The organism is Thioclava sp. SK-1, assembly GCF_001705665.1.
In the GTDB taxonomy this organism is placed as follows: domain Bacteria; phylum Pseudomonadota; class Alphaproteobacteria; order Rhodobacterales; family Rhodobacteraceae; genus Thioclava.
In genome coordinates this window covers 151391-173461 of the sequence record NZ_MDHA01000053.1, presented here as the reverse complement: position 1 = coordinate 173461, position 22071 = coordinate 151391, and the positions used below count along the sequence as shown (strand labels likewise).

General features: G+C 55.2%; 16 protein-coding genes and 1 tRNA gene. 6 read left to right on the top strand and 11 right to left on the bottom strand.

Translation table 11 applies throughout. The features are described from left to right. The first annotated feature begins 25 nt into the window (after positions 1–25). Complete coding sequence (locus tag BFP70_RS13315) at positions 26–1375, top strand: ATP-binding protein (protein WP_066012136.1); 1350 nt, start codon at positions 26–28, stop codon at positions 1373–1375. An 11-nt stretch (positions 1376–1386) separates the two neighbouring features. Here the strand turns inward: BFP70_RS13315 and BFP70_RS20735 are convergent, their stop codons facing one another. Next, positions 1387–1689, bottom strand: a complete 303-nt coding sequence (locus tag BFP70_RS20735; protein ID WP_141693198.1) for a hypothetical protein — start codon at positions 1687–1689, stop codon at positions 1387–1389. A gap of 213 nt (positions 1690–1902) precedes the next feature. Between BFP70_RS20735 and lon the strand changes: the two genes are divergently transcribed. The 3 genes from lon to BFP70_RS13300 all read left to right on the top strand — a co-directional run bounded on the left by lon (position 1903) and on the right by BFP70_RS13300 (position 5172). Next, positions 1903–4317, top strand: coding sequence for an endopeptidase La (lon, locus tag BFP70_RS13310; protein ID WP_066012135.1), 2415 nt, complete (start codon positions 1903–1905; stop codon positions 4315–4317). A 247-nt stretch (positions 4318–4564) separates the two neighbouring features. After that, a complete protein-coding gene (locus BFP70_RS13305) occupies positions 4565–4939 on the top strand; it encodes an HU family DNA-binding protein (RefSeq protein WP_176715570.1) in 375 nt (124 codons plus the stop codon). Between the two features lie 158 nt (positions 4940–5097). Then, a tRNA-Val gene (locus BFP70_RS13300) sits at positions 5098–5172 on the top strand. A gap of 68 nt (positions 5173–5240) precedes the next feature. On the opposite strand, the gene BFP70_RS13295 is transcribed toward BFP70_RS13300, so the two are convergent. The 4 genes from BFP70_RS13295 to treZ all read right to left on the bottom strand — a co-directional run bounded on the left by BFP70_RS13295 (position 5241) and on the right by treZ (position 12404). Next, a complete protein-coding gene (locus BFP70_RS13295) occupies positions 5241–5870 on the bottom strand; it encodes a DUF6064 family protein (RefSeq protein WP_066012134.1) in 630 nt (209 codons plus the stop codon). Between the two features lie 116 nt (positions 5871–5986). After that, positions 5987–8152: a glycogen debranching protein GlgX gene (glgX, locus tag BFP70_RS13290; RefSeq protein ID WP_066012133.1), complete on the bottom strand. Its 2166-nt coding sequence runs from the start codon at positions 8150–8152 to the stop codon at positions 5987–5989. A gap of 83 nt (positions 8153–8235) precedes the next feature. After that, positions 8236–10620 (bottom strand): malto-oligosyltrehalose synthase, encoded by a 2385-nt coding sequence (treY, locus tag BFP70_RS13285; RefSeq protein WP_066012132.1) that lies wholly within the window; start codon positions 10618–10620, stop codon positions 8236–8238. After that, positions 10617–12404, bottom strand: coding sequence for a malto-oligosyltrehalose trehalohydrolase (gene treZ, locus BFP70_RS13280; protein ID WP_066012131.1), 1788 nt, complete (start codon positions 12402–12404; stop codon positions 10617–10619). Before treZ ends, treY begins: the two co-directional genes overlap by 4 nt. 243 nt (positions 12405–12647) lie before the next feature. On the opposite strand from treZ, the gene BFP70_RS13275 reads away from it, so the two are divergent. Then, entirely contained in the window at positions 12648–13526 is an 879-nt protein-coding gene (locus BFP70_RS13275; RefSeq protein ID WP_066012130.1) for a sugar kinase, read from the top strand. Positions 13527–13602: 76 nt separating this feature from the next. Here the strand turns inward: BFP70_RS13275 and BFP70_RS13270 are convergent, their stop codons facing one another. From BFP70_RS13270 to BFP70_RS13260, 3 genes are all read right to left on the bottom strand, one after another. Further along, entirely contained in the window at positions 13603–15063 is a 1461-nt protein-coding gene (locus BFP70_RS13270) for an ABC transporter permease (protein WP_083217501.1), read from the bottom strand. A gap of 116 nt (positions 15064–15179) precedes the next feature. Continuing rightward, positions 15180–15737, bottom strand: coding sequence for an ATP-binding cassette domain-containing protein (locus tag BFP70_RS13265; RefSeq protein WP_083217500.1), 558 nt, complete (start codon positions 15735–15737; stop codon positions 15180–15182). Continuing rightward, on the bottom strand, positions 15737–16582 hold the full coding sequence (locus tag BFP70_RS13260) for a putative selenate ABC transporter substrate-binding protein (protein WP_066012128.1): 846 nt from the start codon (positions 16580–16582) through the stop codon (positions 15737–15739). The genes BFP70_RS13265 and BFP70_RS13260 overlap by 1 nt, the downstream gene beginning before the upstream one ends. A gap of 138 nt (positions 16583–16720) precedes the next feature. Here BFP70_RS13260 and selD point away from each other — a divergent pair, with 138 nt between their 5' ends. After that, positions 16721–18910 (top strand): selenide, water dikinase SelD, encoded by a 2190-nt coding sequence (gene selD, locus BFP70_RS13255; protein ID WP_066012127.1) that lies wholly within the window; start codon positions 16721–16723, stop codon positions 18908–18910. On the opposite strand, the gene mnmH is transcribed toward selD, so the two are convergent. From mnmH to BFP70_RS13240, 3 genes are all read right to left on the bottom strand, one after another. Continuing rightward, complete coding sequence (gene mnmH / locus BFP70_RS13250; protein ID WP_066012126.1) at positions 18907–19956, bottom strand: tRNA 2-selenouridine(34) synthase MnmH; 1050 nt, start codon at positions 19954–19956, stop codon at positions 18907–18909. The genes selD and mnmH overlap by 4 nt on opposite strands. A gap of 96 nt (positions 19957–20052) precedes the next feature. After that, positions 20053–20730 (bottom strand): TetR/AcrR family transcriptional regulator, encoded by a 678-nt coding sequence (locus BFP70_RS13245; RefSeq protein WP_066012125.1) that lies wholly within the window; start codon positions 20728–20730, stop codon positions 20053–20055. A gap of 478 nt (positions 20731–21208) precedes the next feature. Continuing rightward, positions 21209–21970 carry a LuxR family transcriptional regulator gene (locus tag BFP70_RS13240; protein WP_066012124.1) on the bottom strand — a complete coding sequence of 254 codons (762 nt, stop codon included), beginning with the start codon at positions 21968–21970 and terminating at the stop codon, positions 21209–21211. Positions 21971–22071 lie beyond the last annotated feature (101 nt).

Here is a 22071-nt window from a genome sequence, read left to right as displayed (position 1 = left end):
GTTCTGGTGGCGCTAAACTTCTGACATGAAATTCACCTGGCTTAAACATCTGATGCCGCGTGGCCTGTATGGACGGGCTGCATTGATCCTGTTGGTTCCGGTTGTTACGATACAGCTTGTCGTGTCGATCGTGTTCATTCAACGGCATTTTGAACGTGTGACATTGCAAATGACGTCGACAATGCAGCGCGAGATCGTGCTGATCGCGACGACTGTATCAGGCCAAGCTGATGCCGCGCGGGGCCTGATGGCGGCGCGCAAATTGGCGGATCCGTTGCAATTGGCATTAGAGCTGCCCCCCAAGGCAGACCTTTTGGCGCAAACTACAGATTTACGGCGGTTCTTTGATTTAACCGGGTTGGTGGTGATCGAAACGCTGCGCGCCAACGTGCCCGGGATCCGGGTGATCGACCTATCCGATGGATCATATGTGCGGCTGATCGTTGATACGGATAATGGACCACTGCAGATCGGGTTTCAGCGTATTCGTGTATCCGCCTCCAACCCGCATCAGCTGTTGGTGCTGATGGTGGCAGTGGGCCTGCTGATGACGGCGGTGGCCTATTTGTTCTTGCGCAATCAGCTGCGCCCCATTCGGCGCTTGGCTTTGGCGGCGGACGCCTTTGGTAAGGGCCGCTCCATCCCATATCGGGTGGCTGGCGCCAGTGAGGTTCGTTCTGCAGGCGCAGCCTTTCTGGACATGCGCAACCGAATTGATCGCCATATTGAACAGCGCACCATGATGTTATCGGCCATCAGCCATGACTTGCGTACACCGTTGACGCGGTTGCGACTGGGCCTGTCGATGTTACCTGTTGATCAAGATGGCCAAGACGATGTCGCGGAAATGGAGCGCGACGTGGATGAAATGGGGCGGTTGATTGACGCATTTCTGGATTTTGCCCACCGTGATGCAACGGCGGCCCCCGCCGAACGCACGGACCTGGCGGAGTTGGTGCGCGCGCAGGTGATACAGGGTGAACGCGTGGGGCAGGCGGTTCAACTGGGGCCATGCCCGGATGCGGGGCTTGTTGTCATACAGTTGCGCCCTGACGATATTCGTCGCGCTGTATCCAACCTGATCGGCAATGCGATCCGTTATGGCTCTCAGGCTGAGGTCTCGGTTTTTCCGGCCGGGCGCACGGTTCGGATCGTGGTGGAGGATGCCGGCCCAGGCATCGCCCCAGAGCGACGTGAAGAAGCAATGCGCCCCTTTACACGGCTGGACCCTGCCCGAAATCAAGATCGGGGGCAGGGCGTTGGGTTGGGTTTGTCGATTTGTGCTGATATCGCGCGCAGCCATGGTGGGCGGCTGCAATTGGGTCAAAGCCCCAGCCTTGGGGGGCTGAAAGCGGAACTTATTTTACCACGGTAAGAACGCGCCTGTCAGCGTAGCAAAGACACCACCGTCATAATCACCGCGACATCTAAAAGAAGTACGGGAGCAATCCACCATCCCGGCGGCAATTGTTGTAATGACTTAGAAACTGAGACCTGACGGGACCCACAAACAGGAATACGCAAGACAGACTGATACCCATCGTTCGATTGAGCGATACGCGAATTTTGATTCTGTTGCATGTCACTTCCTCCCAAGTGTGTGGTCTTTATAGCAGGCTTGTGACGTTTACGCGAAACAATATTGCGCAGTAAAGGAATATTTGCGCATTTTACGAAACGAAGTGACATTTTTGTAAATTATTTCCGGCAGCATCAGCTGGGAATTTTTCCTCTTTCCTCGGTTGTTGGTGATGTTTCCAGGGGGTTAGGCCATACGGCGCTTTAATATGTTCAAGGCTAGATGGTTGAAGCAGCGGCTTTGACCGCCTAAATATTGGTGCATAGGGAAGGGCGAAGCTGCCGAGATCGGGGCCAGCCCCTTTTGCCAAATAAGGAACGAGTATGACCGAAATGTCCCCCAAAACCCATCCGGTCTTGCCATTGCGCGATATCGTCGTATTCCCGCATATGATTGTGCCGCTGTTTGTAGGGCGCGAAAAATCGGTGCGGGCGCTAGAAGAGGTGATGTCAGAGGATCGGCAGATCCTGTTGGCCAGCCAAATTGATCCCTCGGTTGATGAACCCGAAGCAGAGGGCATTTTCCGCACTGGTGTGCTGGCGAATGTGCTGCAATTGCTGAAGCTGCCCGATGGCACTGTAAAGGTGCTCGTCGAGGGTAAGACCCGTGTGCGCATCAGCGAGTTTGTTGAAAATCTTGAATTCTTCGAAGCTCAGGCGATTGAGTTGGAAGAAACCGTCGGTGACGAAGACACGATCCGCGCCTTGTTGCGTTCGGTCGCGGATGAGTTCGAGCGCTACGCAAAGATCAAAAAGAATGTTCCCGAAGAGGCCATGACCGCCATCGCGGAAACGCGCGCGCCAGAAGAGCTGGCCGATTTGGTCTCCGGTCACTTGGGATTGGAAGTCGACCAAAAGCAAGAGCTGCTAGAGACGCTGGACGTGTCCGAACGTCTGGAAAAAGTCTACGGCCTCATGCAGGGCGAAGTTTCGGTTCTGCAGGTCGAGAAAAAGATTAAATCGCGTGTAAAAACGCAGATGGAAAAGACCCAGCGCGAATATTATTTGAATGAGCAGATGAAGGCCATTCAAAAGGAACTTGGCGATGGTGAGGATGGCTCGAATGAGCTGGCCGAGCTGGAGCAAAAGATCGCGGCCACAGACCTGTCAAAAGAGGCCAAGGAAAAGGCCGAAGCCGAGCTGAAAAAGCTCAAGAACATGTCGCCCATGTCCGCTGAAGCCAGCGTTGTGCGCAACTATCTTGACTGGATGCTGTCGATCCCGTGGGGCAAAAAATCCCGCGTGAAGAAAGATCTGGAACGTGCCGAGGCGATCTTGGACGCCGATCACTATGGCCTGGAAAAGGTCAAGGAGCGGATTGTCGAATATCTTGCGGTGCAAGCGCGCAGCCAGAAGCTGAAAGGCCCGATCATGTGCCTTGTTGGCCCGCCCGGTGTTGGTAAAACCTCGCTTGGTCGGTCTGTGGCTAAGGCGACAGGACGTGAATTCATCCGTATCTCACTTGGTGGTGTACGCGACGAATCCGAAATTCGCGGCCACCGCCGCACCTATATCGGATCCATGCCGGGTAAGATTATCCAGGCGTTGAAAAAAGCGAAAACAACCAACCCATTGATTTTGCTTGATGAAATCGACAAGATGGGACAAGATTTCCGTGGCGATCCGGCCTCGGCAATGTTGGAGGTCCTGGACCCAGAGCAAAACGGCACTTTTGTTGATCACTATCTTGAGGTCGAATATGACCTGTCGAACGTGATGTTTTTGACAACGGCCAACAGCTATAACATGCCCGGCCCGTTGCTGGATCGGATGGAGATCATCTCATTGTCGGGCTATACCGAGGATGAGAAAACCGAAATCGCGCGTCAGCATCTGATCACCAAACAGATGAAGGCGCATGGGTTGAAGAAATCCGAATTCGACATCACGGATGAGGCAATTTCGGACGTGCTGCGCTACTACACCCGCGAAGCCGGTGTTCGTAACCTTGAACGGGAATTGGCGAAACTGTCGCGTAAGGCCGTGACAGAGATCATCAAATCCAAAGGTCAGGTGAAGCATATCACGGTGGATTCCGCCAAGGTGAACGAATATCTGGGTGTGAAACGCCACCGTTATGGTCTGGCCGAGATGGAAGATCAGGTCGGTGTGGTCACGGGGCTTGCCTGGACCCAGGTTGGCGGGGATTTGCTGCATATCGAAGCATTGCGTTTGCCGGGCAAGGGCCGGATGAAAACCACCGGGAAACTGGGCGATGTGATGAAAGAATCCATCGACGCAGCTTCCAGCTATGTGCGGTCAGTCGCGCCAGAGATCGGAGTGAAGCCCCCTCGGTTTGAGAAGTGGGACATTCACGTTCACGTCCCCGATGGGGCGACCCCCAAGGACGGGCCTTCAGCCGGTCTTGCGATGGTCACATCCATCGTGTCGGTCCTGACCGGGATTCCGGTGCGCAAAGATATCGCAATGACGGGCGAAGTTTCGTTGCGCGGAAATGCGATGCCGATCGGTGGATTGAAAGAAAAGCTGCTTGCAGCGCTGCGTGGTGGCATCAAGACGGTGTTCATTCCTCAAGAGAATGAAAAGGACTTGTCCGAGATTCCGGACAATGTGAAACAAGGTCTTGAAATCGTTCCTGTCACCCATGTGACCGATGTTCTTAAACGCGCACTTGTGCGGCAGCCAGAGCCGATCGAATGGGATGAAGAGGCAGAAGAGGCTGCCGCCGCAGCCGCAGCGGCCAAAAAATCTGAAGGGCTTGGTGCAACCGCACATTAATGCCCTTGGGCCAATCAACGAAAAGGCGCGCCTTCGGGGGCGCCTTTTTTGCGTTTTTGACGGGGATGTGGTGATTTTTTGCACAACCGACGCGTGCTACGCGTAAATTACCTTCATATCCAATCGTGAACGGGTCATCAGCACGATATGGCAAAACGACGCTTTCACGCGATACGGTGTCGGCATAGTCTGGTGGTAACGTTTCCCTTTGTCATAAGGGGAAATATCTATGAACAAGGGATTATACATGACCACCTCTATACATGCCGACACAGCCACTGATTTAACCGACGCACCGGTGGATGAGGCGGCAATGGTCCCGCCTGACGCCAAGCTGATCACGCGCAAGAAAGACTTTCTGGACCGTGCGACGGCACGCTCTAGCCTGAAACGCTCAGAGATGAAGCAGGCGCTCGACGCGATACTGGAGGAGCTGGGCGAAGCGCTTTCAGCAGAGGAATCTCTGGCTTTGCCGCCTTTGGGCAAGCTTCGTGTGGGACGCCGGGAAGAAAAGCCTGATGGGGAGCTGCTGATCGTACGGATGCGCCGCAAGACACCCTCTGCCAATGCGCCCGACGCGGCGGCTGATACGCCCGCAGAAGACGAGTATGACGAGAACTAAACCCGTTTTTATGCCCAATTAGGGCCGATGATCACGTTCAGAATGGGCGGGGGCGCAGTTCGCTGCATATCCGCCCGTTTTGCAGGAATAATCTTTGATAAAATGTGTTTGCCCCCTTGAACGCCTTGAACAGCAAAGCTACAAGGCACGCCATGGAAGGGCGATTAGCTCAGTGGTAGAGCGCATCGTTCACATCGATGATGTCGGGGGTTCAAATCCCTCATCGCCCACCATAAACTTTTACATGAAATTCGCCTTCCAACAAATTGATATTACGTCATAATTTCAAATATAAACGTGATCAATTTCGCATACGCCTTGGCCAGACATAAATCAGCCCAAGCGCCAAAGGTGCAAACGCGATACTGTCATGGAACATCCCCTTATCGCGCCATGTCAGCGCCACTAACACCATCCACAGCAATGGCACGATCATAAATTTCCAAACGCGCGACCGACAAATTTGCAGCAAGACTCCGATGGTGAACATCATCGTCGGAACAGGTTGAATACCCAAAAACGCGATCCGCGGCCAATGGTAGCCTGCCCAGCTGCCCAAAAAAGGATACAGGCACAGCACCACAAGCATGATCGTCAATCCCGCTATGGAATACCAACTGCTTGAAAAACGCGGTTGCGGCGGCGGATCGCAGCCTACTGCGACCAGCAAAAACGCGGTGCCTTGTATGACCGACATCAATGTCAGAAAGGGGGCTAGCGCTAAGGCCCCATGTAACTGCGAAGTGAAAATCGCGGATACCATACACATCCCGGCCAAAATCCCGAAAATCAGCCGTGCGGTTTGAAAGCGATGCGCGATACAGGCGACAACAACAACCAGCCCCGCCACATTGGTCACCAGCGGCAGTGGCCAAGACATCAGGTTAAACGCCCCCATCGCATCAAGCAGAATTTTTTGATCGGGCTCCATTCGCACGTCTCATCGAAAGGTCAGCTAAAAAACACGGGGAAACTCATTACGGCCCGCAGAAAACATTACGGCCTCTCCTGGTGTTATTTAGTAAATCCTTTGATAAATCAAGGAATTTAGGAAGAGGTATTGTAAACGCACAGGCTTTGGCCGGGAATATCTTCGACAGGTTGCGCCAAACGATCCAGCTTGATCGGGTCACGGCTGGTATCAATGATCTGATGCCAGGCTACCCCCGATGGGATCTTATCGGCGGCGGCTGGTGCCTGTGCCGGGGCCATTGGGTCGGCCGGAGGCAGGGTAAATTGCCCATCGTCGGCGGCGTTCAAAACGATCAATAATTGTGTTGTGGGGTCTTTGCCATCGGGCGAGGGCGCGTCCTTAGAGAATGGCGCAATCCGCAAACCAATGCAGCCCAATGCCGCGTCAGACCATTCCTCTTCGGTCATGGGGTGGCCTGCAGGATGCCACCATTCGATCTGCGTACGTTGTGGCCCAGCGCCGTCACCTGGCGCACGCGAAAACCGCAGCGGCGCAAGCCAATCACGCCAGTCCCGGCGCAGCTGCGACAAGGCGGACACTGCGTCGATCAGGGTTGGGTCAGCCGTATCCCAATCAATCCAGCTGACCTCATTATCTTGACAATAGGCGTTGTTATTTCCGTTTTGTGTATTGCCCAGTTCATCACCGGCCAGCATCATCGGCACGCCTTGGCTGACAAATAAAGAGCCCAGCATCGCCTTGATACGGCGTGCGCGCGCGGCAGTGATCTGCCTATCCTGCGTGTTCCCCTCGGCCCCCATATTATCCGAGATATTATGATCATGACCGTCGCGACCATCTTCGCCATTGGCCATATTATGTTTGTCATTATAGCTGACCGTATCCATCAGCGTGAACCCATCATGCGCGGCCAGAAAATTGACCGAGCTGGTCGCAGGGCGCCGTGAATGGTCAAACTGCGTCGGAGAGCCCAAAAGTCGCTGACTCACCCGACCAATTTGCCCCGGATCGCGGCGCCAAAACGCGCGCAAATCATCGCGAAACTTGTCGTTCCATTCACGGAAGGGCCAGGGGAATCCCCCCACCTGATACCCACCATCGCCAACATCCCAGGGCTCTGCGATCAATTTCACAGCCGATAAAACCGGATCCTGACGCAGCGCGTTGAAAAAGGCGCCTTCGCGTTCAAAACCATCAGGTTCACGCCCCAAGGTGGATGCCAGATCAAAGCGAAACCCGTCGACATGCATCGCCTCGACCCAGTAACGAAGCGAATCCATCACCATGCGCAATACCATCGGATGCGCCATATTCAACGTGTTCCCTGTGCCGGTTGTATCATAGCCATAGCGTGGGTTTTCCGCACTCAGCAAATAATAAGACGCGTTGTCGATGCCTTTGAACGACAGGGTCGGGCCCATATGGTTCCCCTCGGCCGTGTGGTTATACACCACATCCAAGATCACCTCGATCCCGGCTTTGTGCAGCCGTTTGATCACCTGTTTCAGCTCTGCGATTTTTTCACCGCGAAGATAGGCACGATTGGGGGCGAAAAATCCTATAGAATTATATCCCCAGTAATTGGACAGGCCCTTTTCGGTCAGGTGGTTGTCATGAACCATCGCATGAATTGGCAGCAGCTCTATCGCCGTTACCCCGATTTTTAACAGGTGCTCAATCACGGCCTCAGATCCCAACCCCGCAAATGTGCCACGATCAGCTTGTGCAACCCCGGGGTGGCGTTGGGTCAGCCCTTTCACATGCGCCTCATAGATAAGGGTGGATGACCAACCCGTGTCCAAGGCACGATCTGCATCCCAATCAAAGGTCGGGTCCGTTACCACGGCTTTGGGCACAAAAGGGGCGGAATCGCGCGTATCCATCACCAGATCATCGCCGCCCATGGGATAGCCAAAGACCGCTTCGTTCCAATTCCAATACCCACGCATTTCCATCGCATAGGGATCAAGAAGCAATTTGGATGGGTTAAACCGGTGGCCCTGTTCGGGCGCCCAGGGGCCATGCACACGGTAGCCATAGGCCTGACCGGGGCGCAGCCCGGGCAAATAGCCATACCAAATACCGCCCTCCATCTGCGGCAAGGCCATGCGGGCCGTTTCATTCTGCCCGCTATCGTCAAACAAACACAGCTCTACCCGTGTGGCATGATCTGAGAAGAGCGCGAAATTCGTGCCCTCCCCATCATAGCGCGCGCCCAATTGGGTGGGGCGCGCGGCGGTCAGGTCAAACTGGCCATGGGTGACGGTATTTCTGGGCATGGGAAAACGCCTTATTGAGGGGAATACGGCAGTCAGATCAGTGGATTACAAAACAACCCGCAACGGCCAATGAGCACGGGTGGCTACCCCGACACAGGGAAAATCAGTTGTGGTTTGGTAGCGGCACTCAGGTCTTTGGTCATCGGTGCCTCGACCAGATCAAACGGATAGTGATGCCCTGCTGGCAAAAGGCTTGTGCCCGAGATGGGCTGAGGTGCAGACGCAAGGTTTGGGCTGAACCGCAGTTTAATGACATGATCATCCGCCCCACGCTGGCGGGTCAGAACCATGTGATCGGGCGCATCCTGATCCACAGTGATCGACACGTTTGCCATGTCAAAAAACGCCGCCCGGTCGGCACGCAATTGCAGCAGATGGGCGGTCAAAGCCGCCTTTGCACCATCATACCCCGAAAGGGCGGCACCCTGACGCAAACGCGCAAAATCAATCGTTTCGCGGTTGTCAGGATCCGTCAATTGATATGCGCCCAGCTCACACCCCTGATACAGATCTGGCACGCCCGGCATCAGATGTTTCAATGCAACCTGTAACAGGCCCAAGGACTGTGCCAGATCCGTGATCTTTTGCACCTGCGTCGGGACCTGTTTTTGCCACCGCGCAATCAGCGCACGCGCCCCATCAAATACAGCGGTTTCGGCGGTCAGATCAGGATGCATCCAATTGCTGATTTGTTTGCCTTCACGCAGCGCCTTTTCCATATGGGCCGCCAAACGGTCGGCCATGTCATCGCGGCGCGGATCAAACAGCCCCAAAGCCGACTGCACCACATACCAGCCAATATTGGCCTGAACCCCCGGCATTTGCACAAATTCCGCATCAAACAGCTGTGCAAACTCTGCTGGGCAATGCGCTATCGCCAATATACGCATACGTGCATCCTCCGCCCGTTTGGTGTCATGAGAAGAGGTCAATGTCAGCGCGCGTGGCCATTGCGCTTGTCGTGATTGCAGCCAGTTGTTAAATTGCGGCACATCAAGCGTAGCTGCATCAGGTTCTGCACCCACCTCATTGGCGGCCAGAAAGAGGTTGTAACGAAAGAATGCGGTATCCTCTTGGCTTTTGGCAATCAGCGCCCCGGTCACCTGTTCAAATCGCAGCACAAAGGCGCGGCCTGGATCGTCATTGGGGGCAGTCAGGATTGCACCCAACGCCCGCACCACACGGTCAGAACGCACAGCGGCAGCGGCCTGTTGCGTGACATGTTGCATCAGATCGTGATCTCCGGCGATTTCGGGATATTTACTCCCGATATACAACCGATACCGCGGAAAGTGCTGTAAAAGCGCAAGGATAGCTTCGCGCATCGCCTCCGGACCGACCTGATCACCCCATTGCGCGGCAAGGGCCTGATGCCCCAGCGCAATCAGTTGATGCAGCTCTGCCGCCAGTTCCTGCACGATGATTTCGGACTTTGCCTGCATGACGGCGGTATGGAAATCCCCAGTTTCCCCGGTTGCCGCCCGCCAAGCCAAATCAAGGCGCTGCAAGCCGGCCACGGGGGTTAAAATACGGGCGATCTGACGTCCGGCTTCATATCCGGTGGTGCCGTCCACCGGCCATTCTTGTGGTAAGGGTTCATCATCGGTCAGGATCTTTTCAACCCAGATCGGCACATGTTCCCCAACCCGTTCGCGCAGCTTAACGCAATAGGCAGTCGGATCTGCCAGACCGTCGATATGATCCACCCGTAGCCCATGCACCAGCCCTGCATCAATTAGATCAAACGTCAGCGCATGGGCATCGGCGAACACCTGATCATCTTCAACCCGTAGCCCGATCAGCCCGGTGATGTTGAAAAAGCGCCGGTGACTGATCGCGTCACGCTCTTGCTCCCAATATGACAGCTGCCAAATCTGGCGCTGCAATACCGCCAGGATCTGTGACGGGTCGGTCACGGGAGAGGTTGCCAATTGAGGCGCCTCGCACAGCGGCACATCAAAGCCGCCGCCATCCCATACGACACGTAAAACGGGGTGATGATCTGGTGCCATGGTCACAGAAAAATTGCCGCCATGCAGCATATCTTCAAATGGCATCGGCAAGAATGGCAGCACAAGCTTACGCGACCAATCAATATCAAAATGCCTGTAGTAGCGCGAGGCAGCGCCATTGCGTAGCACATCGTGCAACCAAGGCGTCTGCAAACCAAAGGCCATGTGATTGGGCACGATGTCGATAATCACCGATAGGCCAAGCCGTTGTGCATGTTGCGACAGCTGCGTGAACCCCGCGCGCCCACCCAAGCTGGGATCGATCTGCGCCGGGTCGGTCACATCATACCCATGGGTTGACCCGGTCTGCGCAGTGAAAATCGGGGATAGATACAGATGTGACACACCCAAGCCGGCAATATAATCAAGCTGCTGACAGGCGGCAGAAAAATCCATCCCATTCCGCAGTTGCAACCGATATGTTCCCGTCAATGGACGCAGGCCAGATAAGATCATTCGCAAGGCTCCAGATAAACGGCTAAGGCATAGAGATTGCGTTGAAAATCCCCAATCGAAAGGGCCGGCACACAGCGGCTGATTGGGTCAGGCAGGTAGGTTAGGGAATCCTGTGCCTCTTCACCATTGGTCAGCTGCGCCAATTTCATCGCAATGATCAACTGCTCGGACACGCCTGACCAACGCGCAATCACAGTCTGAGCATCTGGCCGCGTCACGCTGGCATTCGTCAGACCTGAGCGGATCAAGGGAAGGATGCGCGTGCGCCGCAGGGTCAGCGCGCGCCGTGTCAGCTCTTGCATTCGTCCTGCGCGTTCGGGCGATTGGCCGCGGAACGGATGGCACAGGGCCATCACATCTGCCGCATTTGGATCGGAGATCTGGTCGGGTGGAATGCCGATCAGGCCCAGCTCTCTTTTACGGCCCTCTCGGATGGCTTCAGCCAGATCGCCTGAAAAATCACAAAAGAATTGGAATGGCGCGGTGGAGCCGACCTCTTCGCCCATGAACAGCATCGGGATAAATGGCGCACATAAAAGCGCAGCATGGATCACCGGGATGGATTGGGCGGGGGCCAGACAGGTCAGCCGGTCACCCAGCGCACGATTGCCAATTTGGTCATGTGTCTGGTTGGAGTTCACGAAACAGCTGGGCGGCAGATGCCCGCTGGGCGCTCCGCGCGGTGTGGCGCCTGCAGGGCGCGGCTGTCCCTGATCAACATGTCCCTGCGCCCAGGATTTCGCCAGATCGCCAAGCGGATCAACTGCATAGGGCGCGTAATAGCCCTGATTTTCCCCGGTGAGCGCACAATGAATCGCATGGTGATAATCATCGTTCCATTCGGCATCAAACCCGGCTTCGCGCAGATCGGGCAGGTTGCGTTCATCTTCGGTGATCAGATGGATCGGCCGGCCCCAATCAATCGAGCGGCTCGTCTCACACAGGTCGATAAGGAAATGGTGCGGCGATGGATCGCAAATCTGATGCACCGCATCCAGGCGCAGCCCATCAAAGCCATAATCCGCGATCCAACCCAGCGCAGCCTGCATGAAAAACGCCCGAACCTGCGGGGCCGAAAAATCAATCGCTGCCCCCCACGGGGTTTGCCGATCGGGTTCAAAAAACTCCTGGCAATAGGAGGGCAGGTAATTCCCGTCAGGGCCAAAATGGTTCATCACCAGGTCCAAAATGACGGATATACCCAGGCGATGCGCCTGTGCGATCAGGGCGCGCAGCTCCTCCGGGGTGCCATAGGAAGGATGAGGGGCTGCGATTAACACCCCATCATAGCCCCATCCACGTGCCCCTGCGAATTGCGAAAGCGGCATAAGCTCTATCGCGGTGATGCCCAGATCCGCCAAACGGGGCAATTCACGCGCACAGGCAGCATAGGTTCCCTCCGCCGTGAAGCTGCCAATATGAAGTTCATAAATTACTGTTTCTTGCCATGACCTTCCGCCCCAATCTTGAACCATTTTTGCAGGTGGAAGGAGCTTTGATGGGCCATGAACATCGCCCATTTGCGCCCGTGCCGCCGGATCAGGGCGGCGCACGCCGTCGATCTCAAAACAATAGGGCATGCGGGGCTCTGCTGCGGTGACCAAGGTAAACCAACCATCGGCGCATGTCATCTCAAACACGGCATCTGCAAGCCACAGCCGAACCAATGCGGCATTGGGCGCCCAGATTGAAAACTGCACGATACCGGGGGTGTCGGGCAACCAACGCGCCCCCCAGTGCGGCGGGTTAGGCAGGTTCGGCACGGCAGGCGGACGCTGAGGCATAGCAATGTCTTTCGGGCGGACATCGTTAAAACGTCTAACTATTTTAACGGTTCCCGGTCATCAGACGCATATTTTTCTGCATGTGCAAGATAAACCAATTTTACCAGCACGGATAATCATTACAATCTGGCCAAAGTCCTGCGGTCTAACGCTGCTCAACGACGGTATCTGACCATAGCAAGCAGCCTTGCCTTCGCTGCCGTTGCATCGTTAATGTGTGACCAATTCACATGGGGGGATAGGATGACTGGGTTGACAGTGGCCTGTATTGGCGAAGCGATGATCGAATTGAACGTTGATCGCGCGGACCAACAGATTGGTTTTGCAGGCGATACATTCAACACGGCAGTATATTTGGCGCGTGCGCTAGGGCAGGCTGGAACGGTCGAATTCGTCACGGTGCTGGGGCAAGACGGGCTGTCGGATCGGATGATCAACTTTTTCAACACGCAATCCGTCGCAACCGCGCGCATCACACGTCATGACACACGACTGCCCGGAATTTACGCAATTTCGGTCGATGATATGGGGGAGCGGAGCTTTTCTTATTGGCGCGACCAATCGGCGGCGCGCATGTTGTTTGAGCATGGCTTTGATCAGCTTGATGGCTGTGACGTGCTATATTTCTCAGGCATCACATTGGCGATCTTGCCGCCGGCTGTGCGTCAGGCGTTTTTGGATTACGCGGCAAAATCTTCGGCCAAGGTGGTATTTGACAGCAATTACCGCCCGCGGCTTTGGGAAGATCAGGCGACCGCCCAAAAGGTGATGGAGGCCGCCTGGCGTATCACCGATATCGGTCTGCCATCCGTGGATGATGAAATGATGCTATTTGGCGACGCAACGGTGCAAGATGTGTTGGCGCGGTTGCGCGGCTGGGGACTGCGCGACGGTGCATTGAAACAAGGGGCCGGCGGGCCACTTCCTTTGGATCCAGATGTACCGCTGGGCCAATTTCAGGCTGTGGACAAGGTTGTGGACACAACCGCTGCAGGCGATAGTTTTAACGGCGGGTATCTGGGCGCAGCGCTGACCGGGCAGGGCACGCCAGCAGCGATGGCGGCAGGCCACGCGCAGGCCAGTAAAGTAATCTGTCATCCAGGTGCCATCATTCCAGCATAAGCTGAACGCATCGTCGCAGATTTGCTTGGGCCGAGCAGATCTTGCACGACAGAAGGGATGTCGGGGGGCGTAAGATCTAACGTTTTCCCCGACCTCCTTCGATCTTCAACCCATCCCCAATCCGCATTTTCTGCCGCAATCCGCGTGACAGCGTATCTACGACCCATGTCAGCAAGATCGATACGATCAGCAACATCACAACTCGATCAAGCCGCAGCTCTTGCACATTTTTTTGAATGTAAAACCCTAATGTGCCGAGGCCGAGCATCCCCATAATTGCGCTTTCACGTAAAATGATTTCCCATCGATACAGGCATAGGGCCCAGAAATTTCCGGCCAATCGCGGCATCAGCTCCCACCCCCATAGGGTCAGGCCGCGTGGCGCATCATGGCGCAGGCGAATATCGTGCGCGTGACGGCCCAAAAGATGCGCAACAATGGCGCCGTTATGCACTGCCAGCGCTAATATGGCGGGCAACATCGACGGGCCCAGCCACTGCAACAGAATAAATGCCAGCATATATTCCGGCGTGGACCGTATCATAACCAAAACACCATGGCCCAAAAGGGCGCCGATCCGGCCCGCAACGCGTGGTACGATCATCGGAAAGGCTAAGGCCGCAAACACTGTCGCCACCGCCAGTGCCACCTGTGACATGATGATCGTGCTCCACACACCCGGGGCGGCCTGTTCAATAAAGATTTTGCTTAGCCAACTGCTCCACTGGGCGTCGGTTCGCATGGGGGCGGGCACAATATCGTGTATAAACCGCCAGACCGCGCCGCCCCCCATTGGCGGCACCGTGATCTGTGCCAGTATCACCACGCTTGCGATCCAAAACAGTGGCACCAGCCGCCAACGCATCCAATATCGCATTGGCAAGATCAGTGCGAAAAACAAGGCCAGCACAACAACAGCCTGATCGTAATGGGCTTGTTTGAAGCTGCTTTCCAATTGAAATCCCAGCGTCGGAAGACCGATGAACCCCAATACAGCCGAGGACCGAATGCCGCATTCCAGACGATATAACAGATAGCTGCGGATCTGCGGAACGCATTGCGGCAATCGCATCCATATCAGCTGCGTCACAGGGCTAAGGCCCTGCGGCAGCGCGCGTATGGGGCTTGGGTCTGTTTCTTCAAGATATTCTGCAAAGACCTTGGCGAAGATCCCGGCATAGGGCAGGCCAATCGACAGAACACCTGTAAGGGGTGACAGACCTGTCAGGTTCAACAAAACAAGCGCCCAAAATAGTTCATGCACCGCACGCAAAGATACACACAGCGCGCGTATGATGGCCAACCGATAAAATGGCGCAAGAAACAGCCCGATCAGTGCGCCTAAACTGACGCCGGCAAAGGCAAACGCCAGCGTCAGCGCGGTTGCATAAAGCAGGCCGGGCAGGACGCTGAAATCAGGTGACATAATCCCAGAGGCCATCGCCTGCATCATGACCCATGGATCCGGGCGCGGCGCAGACAGATCAGCACATATCATGGCTGCAACGCTTATGCTTGCGAAGCCGATGAATGCCATTGAACGGCTGAGCTTCATTCGTAAAGGCGCATCAATTGCGCGGTATCGGTTTGGTCAACAGAACAATCCAGCACGATCTGCCCTTGTTTCAGCCCGATTATTCGTGTGGCGAAGGCCTACGCCTGCGATACATCATGTAAGGCCAGAATGCAGGTGTGAAACCGGGTTTGCAGCGCAGCCAGCAAATTACGTCCCTGGCTTGGATCCAAGGCGGAGACGGGTTCATCCGCCAACACAACATCGCCGCCCCGCATCAAGGCGCGCGCCAAGGCGACACGTTGCTTTTGTCCCCCGGAGAGGTCTTGAACCTTTTTCTTTGAAATACCGGTCAAGCCTACGGAATTTAAATAATTTTCGGCTCGTTCGCGTTCACGCCGCAAAGGCCACAATAGCACCCGAAGATTATGACATGTGCCGTGACGATCCAGCTGCCCCATCCAAGTATTGTGAAAGGCAGATAGCGGACCAACCAGTCCATGATCTTGGGCGACAACACTTATTGTATTGGGTGTAAAACATCCAATAAATGACTGTAAAAGTGTTGATTTTCCTGCTCCAGACCGCCCCAAAAACACAATACGTTCGCCCGGTGATATCGTCAGATTAATATTGGACAGGACATGCGTATCCCCCCAACCCAATTGCGTCTGACGCAATGTCACCGGTGCGCGCATCAATCGATCAGATCCAATTCGCGGGCTGTATCCGCAATCGGTTGATACAGCGCGTTATCGGCTTCGATAAAGGCCGAGCGTGGAAAGCTGTCCAACAACGCCGGGTCGGTCATTCCGATCAATGCAGCTTGAACCTTTTGCGTGAAACCCTCACCGAAACGCGCATCAACATCGCCGCGGATCGTCCAGTTGTAATCGGGATAGGGCGGCGTTTTCCAGATGACGACCGCCGTATCAACCTCTGGCGCGCCATCGGCCTTGGCCATATCATAAACGGTATAGTTCAACGCACCAACCTGATAGGCACCCGACGCGACGAGGCGCAGTGTTTGCCCGTGATCGCCCGAAAACCCAACATCCGAGAACAGCTCTCGTGGGGTTTGCCCTGTTTTTTCGTGAATCCAATATTCCGGCATCAAACGGCCAGAGGTTGAAGTCTGCGCCCCGAAGGTGAAACTGTAACCCGACAGATCCGGAAACTCAGTGGACAAGGTCAGGCCGGTGTCGCTATTGGCGATGAAATAGGTGATAAAATTTTCATCTTCGGCCCCTTGTGCGATGGCCTGCGAGCTAGGCACCAACATCCGCGCCTGAACACCGGACAGCCCGCCAAACCATGCCAACTGGATCTGATCGTTGCGAAAAGCGGTGACGGCGGCGGCATAATCCTTGACCGGGATATATTTGACATCCGTTTCAAGGACGTCCGACAGATACTGCGCCACATTGCCGAACCGTTCCACCAGCTTGGTTTCATCATCATCAGGGATGGCGCTGAAATATAATGTCTCGGCCCAGGTTGGTGTGGCCGTCAGAAGAAGCGCGGTTAAGATTGGGCGGAGCATGAAATGACCTTGCAAAGAGGGTGTCTGGCTTGACTTTAACCTGTATTAAATGCTGGTTCCAGATATGACGGCGGGCTTGGTTCCCTTTGCTGTGCGCTTGGCGTATTGCAAGGGGGCGCGTGCCACAGGAGGGATTTCATGCAAGCCTCAGTGCCCTTGGTCAAAGATATAGTGCTGATCGGGGGCGGTCATACCCATGTGCTGGTCGCGCAGATGTGGGGCATGTTGCCGGTGCACGGTGCGCGACTAACCTTGATCAATCCCGGCCCCTGCGCGGCCTATTCCGGGATGCTGCCCGGGCATGTTGCAGGGCATTACAGCCGTGAAACGCTGGATATTGATCTGGTGCGGCTGGCCCAATTTGCCAAAGCGCGGCTAATACTGGGCGCGATGGAGGGGCTGGATCCCGTCGCGCAGACGGTGACGGTTAATGGGCGTAAAATCGCCTATGATTTCGCGTCAATCGACATTGGCATCCATTCGCAAATGAATGAGCTAGAGGGATTTTCTGAATTTGGCGTTGCGGTGAAACCCCTTGATAGTTTCGCCGATCGCTGGGCATCATTTCGGGCAGATGTGGGTGCCGGCACCGCTCCGGTTGCCGTGATTGGCGCAGGTGTCGCGGGGGTAGAGCTTGCCTTGGCGATGGATCACGCTCTGCGCCACCAAGGGGCAACGCCAAAAATCACCGTGCTAGAACGCGGTCCAAAGATTGTCGCAGCAACACCTAATGCCCATGCAACGCTGTCACATGCGTTGCGTGCAGCCCGAATAGATATTGTGACCAATGCCAATGTCGTCAAGGTGCGGCCAGACGCCGTGCACCTGTCTAATGGGCAGCGCATTGAAAGCCGGTTCACACTGGGGGTTACAGGTGCACGTGCGCATCACATATTACGCGACTGCGCGCTGCCGCTGACTGATGATGGTTTTATCCGCACCCAGCCCAACCTGATGGTGGAGGGATTTTCGACCCTATTCGCCGTGGGGGATTGCGCGCATCTGTCACATGCCCCGCGCCCAAAGGCGGGCGTATTTGCTGTGCGCGCAGCGCCGATCTTGTTGGCCAATCTGCAGGCGTCACTGTCAGGCGGCAAACCGCGCCGTTTTGATCCGCAAGGAGATTACCTAAAGCTGATCACTTTGGGGGGCAAACGCGCGGTGGCGCAAAAATGGGGACACAGCATTGCAGGCCCAGGGCTATGGCGCTGGAAAGACCGTATTGACCGCAAGTTCATGCGCAAATTCACCCACCTACCGCAGATGCCTGTGGCGACGCCTAAGGGATTGATAGCCGATGGCGCGTTGAACGTCACGAAAGGCGGGGCGCAACCTTTATGCGGCGGGTGCGGGTCCAAAGTGGGGGCGGGGGCCTTGTCCGCGGCACTCGCCGGCTTGCCCATGATCAGGCGACCGGATGTGCTGGCTGGGGCGGGCGATGATGCGGCGGTATTGCGCATTGGTGGTCACACGCAGGTTCTGACCACTGATCACCTGCGCGCCTTTTGGGATGATCCTATGCTTATGACACGGATCACGGCCGTGCATGCGCTTGGCGATATCTGGGCAATGGGTGCCAAACCCCAATCGGTGCTGGTGCAAGTGATCTTACCAAGGATGAGCGCGCAGCTTCAGGAACGCACAATGACCGAGATCATGACCGAGGCCGCATGTGTTTTTGGCCGCCATGGCTGCGAGATTGTGGGGGGTCATACCACGATGGGGGCAGAGTTCACGCTTGGGTTCACGGTAACAGGTTTGGCGCAGGGGCGGGTGATCTCTCTTCGTGGCGCTCAGCCCGGCGATAGCTTGGTTTTGACCAAACCGATTGGGACGGGAACGATTATGGCGGCGCAGATGCAAGGCCGCGCCCAAGGCTGCGACGTGGCTGCGATGCTGGACATCATGGCACAGCCCCAAGCCGAGGCTGCCGAAATATTGAACCATGCCAACGCGATGACCGATGTAACCGGGTTTGGTCTGGCAGGGCACCTTATGGCGATGTGCCGATCCTCTGGGGTAGGTGCGGAACTGGCGCTGGCGAAAGTGCCGCTGTATTCAGGTGCGTTGGGATTGGCGCAAAGCGGCCTGCATTCAACAATTTATCCCGACAATATGCGCGCCCATCCGTTAGAGGACATGCCACATGATCAGTGCGACGCGGCGCGCGCGGCCCTGATGCATGATCCACAAACCGCCGGTGGCCTACTGGCAGCCATTGCCCCGCACAGCGCCAAGGACGTGGTGAGCGCATTGCGCATTGCAGGGTTTCACGCCGCTGTCATTGGCAAAATCACCAAGGGCCTGCCCGCAATCCATTGCGTTTAATGTGGGATATACCCGTCGGCCTGCTGGATCAAGTTCAGGGCGCAGCTGCGAAGGGTTGCATCCTCCAGATCGGGCAGGGCGATCGGCGCACCCTCCGATTTTGAAACACGCTCATAGCGCGGATCATAATGCACATTGATCAGCTCTTGTGTCAGCTGCGCAAAAGCACCTGCCCCCGCCAATGCACGCCAGGAATTCACCTGCTCATGCCCGTGATAGCGCACCAATTTCGACAAAAGCACATCGAGGCGCGCAGGGTCTGCGATCAGGTCGGCATAGTCATCAAGCAGATGGTCGACCCGTGCCGAAATCGGTGCGGTAATGAAAACACGCGATGCGACGATCATCTTCTGCCAAAGCGACGGCGGCACGATCAGCCGACCGATTTTTGAGCATTCGGCCTCAACAAACACAGGGCGTGCCGGATCAAGGCGCACAACGTCATGGGCCAACCTGCTTTCAAACATCTTTTGTTTCGGCTGGCGCGTATTGGTCGGGCCAAAGATGGACCCGCGATGCTCTGCCAAACCTTCAAGGTCCAACACCTGCGCACCGCATTCTTTCAGATGATACAATAGCCGGGTTTTCGCCGTGCCGGTATTCCCGTCGATTAAAACAACTTTGGGCAAAAATTCTGTTTTATACAAGAGATTTGCAACCATTTCACGGTAGCTTTTGTAGCCGCCTTCGACAGTCTCGGCGCGCCACCCGATCTGCTGTAAGATCACATTGAATGAGCCTGACCGCTGCCCGCCGCGCCAGCAATAAACCAAAGGCTTCCAGCTGCCGGGCTTATCGGCCAGGGTGGTTTGCAATGCGGTTGCAGCATTTTGAGCAACATATGCCGCACCGATTTTGCGCGCCTTGAAACGGTCTTCTTGCACATAGATCGTGCCAACTTCGGCGCGTTGGGCATTGTTCAGCGCCGGACAATTGATCGCACCGGGAATGTGATCCTCTGCAAATTCCGCCGGAGATCGCACGTCAATCAGCGTATCAAACGGCAGGTCAGCAAGCTGGTCAACAGAGGTCAGCGTGAAGGGCATTGGTTCCATTCCAGATCAGCGGCCCTGGGGCATCAAGGCCGTGCATCATCTAACCTGCCACGCCAAAGGGGTCCAGCCCTGCGCGATGCGATGACCCTATGCGCTGGCGCGGCCTGACTGTTGAAACGGTGCAATATGTGGTATCACATGGCTGGATTTCTGCGCCGTGGGCGTCACTGCGCATCGTAGATCAAGCATGTCGACACAACTTACAACTGTCTCACGCGCCTGCGCCCATCTCTGATTTGCCGGACCAATGAGTTGACGATCTAATGCGCACATGATCGCACCATGCACCGTAAACCACATCAAACGCGCCAATTGATGCACTGACCCGCGTATGGTCTGATTGGTACAATCCAAAGCCGCCAATTCATGCGAAATAGCGGCCAACAGGCTGGCATTGAGATCAATCTTTGGTTCAGGAATGTCATGCTCTGGCGCGAAAATAAGCCGATACAGAGCGGGCCGATCTTCGGCAAAATCCACCATCGCCAGCCCGGCCCGATGCAGTCGGGTTAACGGATTTTGTGCGCCGTCATCCATTTTCTCCAGGTACTGCGCGATCAAATCGGCATAGGCGCGAGCGCGCAATTGTTCCAGCAAATCATCGCGCCCATTGAAATACGCATAAAGGGCAGGGGCAGAGCATCCGATCCGTCGTGCAAGCTCCAGCAAGGACAAACGATCGGGCGAGGTACTAAGCATATCCATCGCGATTTCCATCGCACGCCCTTTGATATCAATAGCATTCTCTTTGCGCGGTCTGGCCATGCTGCTCTCCGAATAAATGTCTTTAACAAAAAAGTTTTAAAATTGGACAGGCAGACCTGTCTAAAAGTTAGGTTACTGTGGTTGTAAAAGCTGTGTCAATCAACCCCTGCGCATACTTATTCCATTCCAGCAAAAGGCGACTGGGACTGCGAACTTATGTGGCATAAATGTTGAAGCTTTCAGCGGATATGAGGCGACATCACCGGAAATAAAAAAGCCTGACACGCGAAATATGCGCATCAGGCCCACGCCGGCATCCCGGCAAGAGGGGAGGCATCACCGGAAGAATAGTCGGGTCAACCTATGTCTCTGTGTTCCTGGCCAAAGCCACCACTCACGGAACAGTTGTAGAAAACTTAATTTCAGTAGATTCTGCCAGTAGGGAATTCCTGACCTTTTAGACATGTTCTGCGATTCGAAATCTAAATACTGTTAATATTGTCGCGAAAATTTCAAAAAGTTGATGCATTACGTAATATTACGAGGCCTTCGCGGCCTGCGTACTTAGAAAGATTTGCTTCTGTAGTGACGCCTTCAAAACGGCTTGCGCGGTGGTTTCAACCTCCAAGGCCTCACGCGCCAGCCGCAGGTGTTTTTCCACCGTTGCGACGGTCAATCCCATCAACATCGCAACATCAGCGGTTGTTTTCCCATCAGCCACCCATTCAAGCGATTCCCGCTGGCGCGGTGTCAACGCCCGCCGTGATGTCGCATGGGGCATTTGAGAGATGCGCATATGAGCCAATGAATTTAAAATCATCAGCTCACGTCCATTGCGCTCCCATATATCGTCAACTTCTGCTTGTGAAATGCCGGCAGCAGCGCATAGACCAATGCCACCACGCGCACGGCTGGATGCATCAGGAAAAGAGATCGAGACACCGGCCAAAACTCCGTGTTGGCGATTGATTTCCCAAACACGTTTCGCACCGGGGCCCATTTTTCCTTCGGTTGCAAGCGTGCTGACCGTCCCCCAGGAACAAGCGCCTTCATGATCAAGCATCCATTTCACCATAGGCGCATCATGGTATAGCCCGTTAATGAATTGATCCAAATAGGCTTTGCTGTGGTTGGACAACAACATGATGTCATCAATGCTACCAATGCTGTGCACCGTGGAAAATCGGCTAAACCCGTACAACAAGCGATCAAACCCGAATTCCGCCATTTTGACGCAATGCAGGTCCCACACTTCTTCCACTGTAGGCGCGTTCACCAATTTCTCAAGATAACTAATCATAATACCTTATAGGCACCGTCCCGAATGGTTATCCGGACGCCTTGCCAACCCTAGATCACAGATAGTTTACTTCTTTTTTGTGCTATTAATCAAGTTAAGCA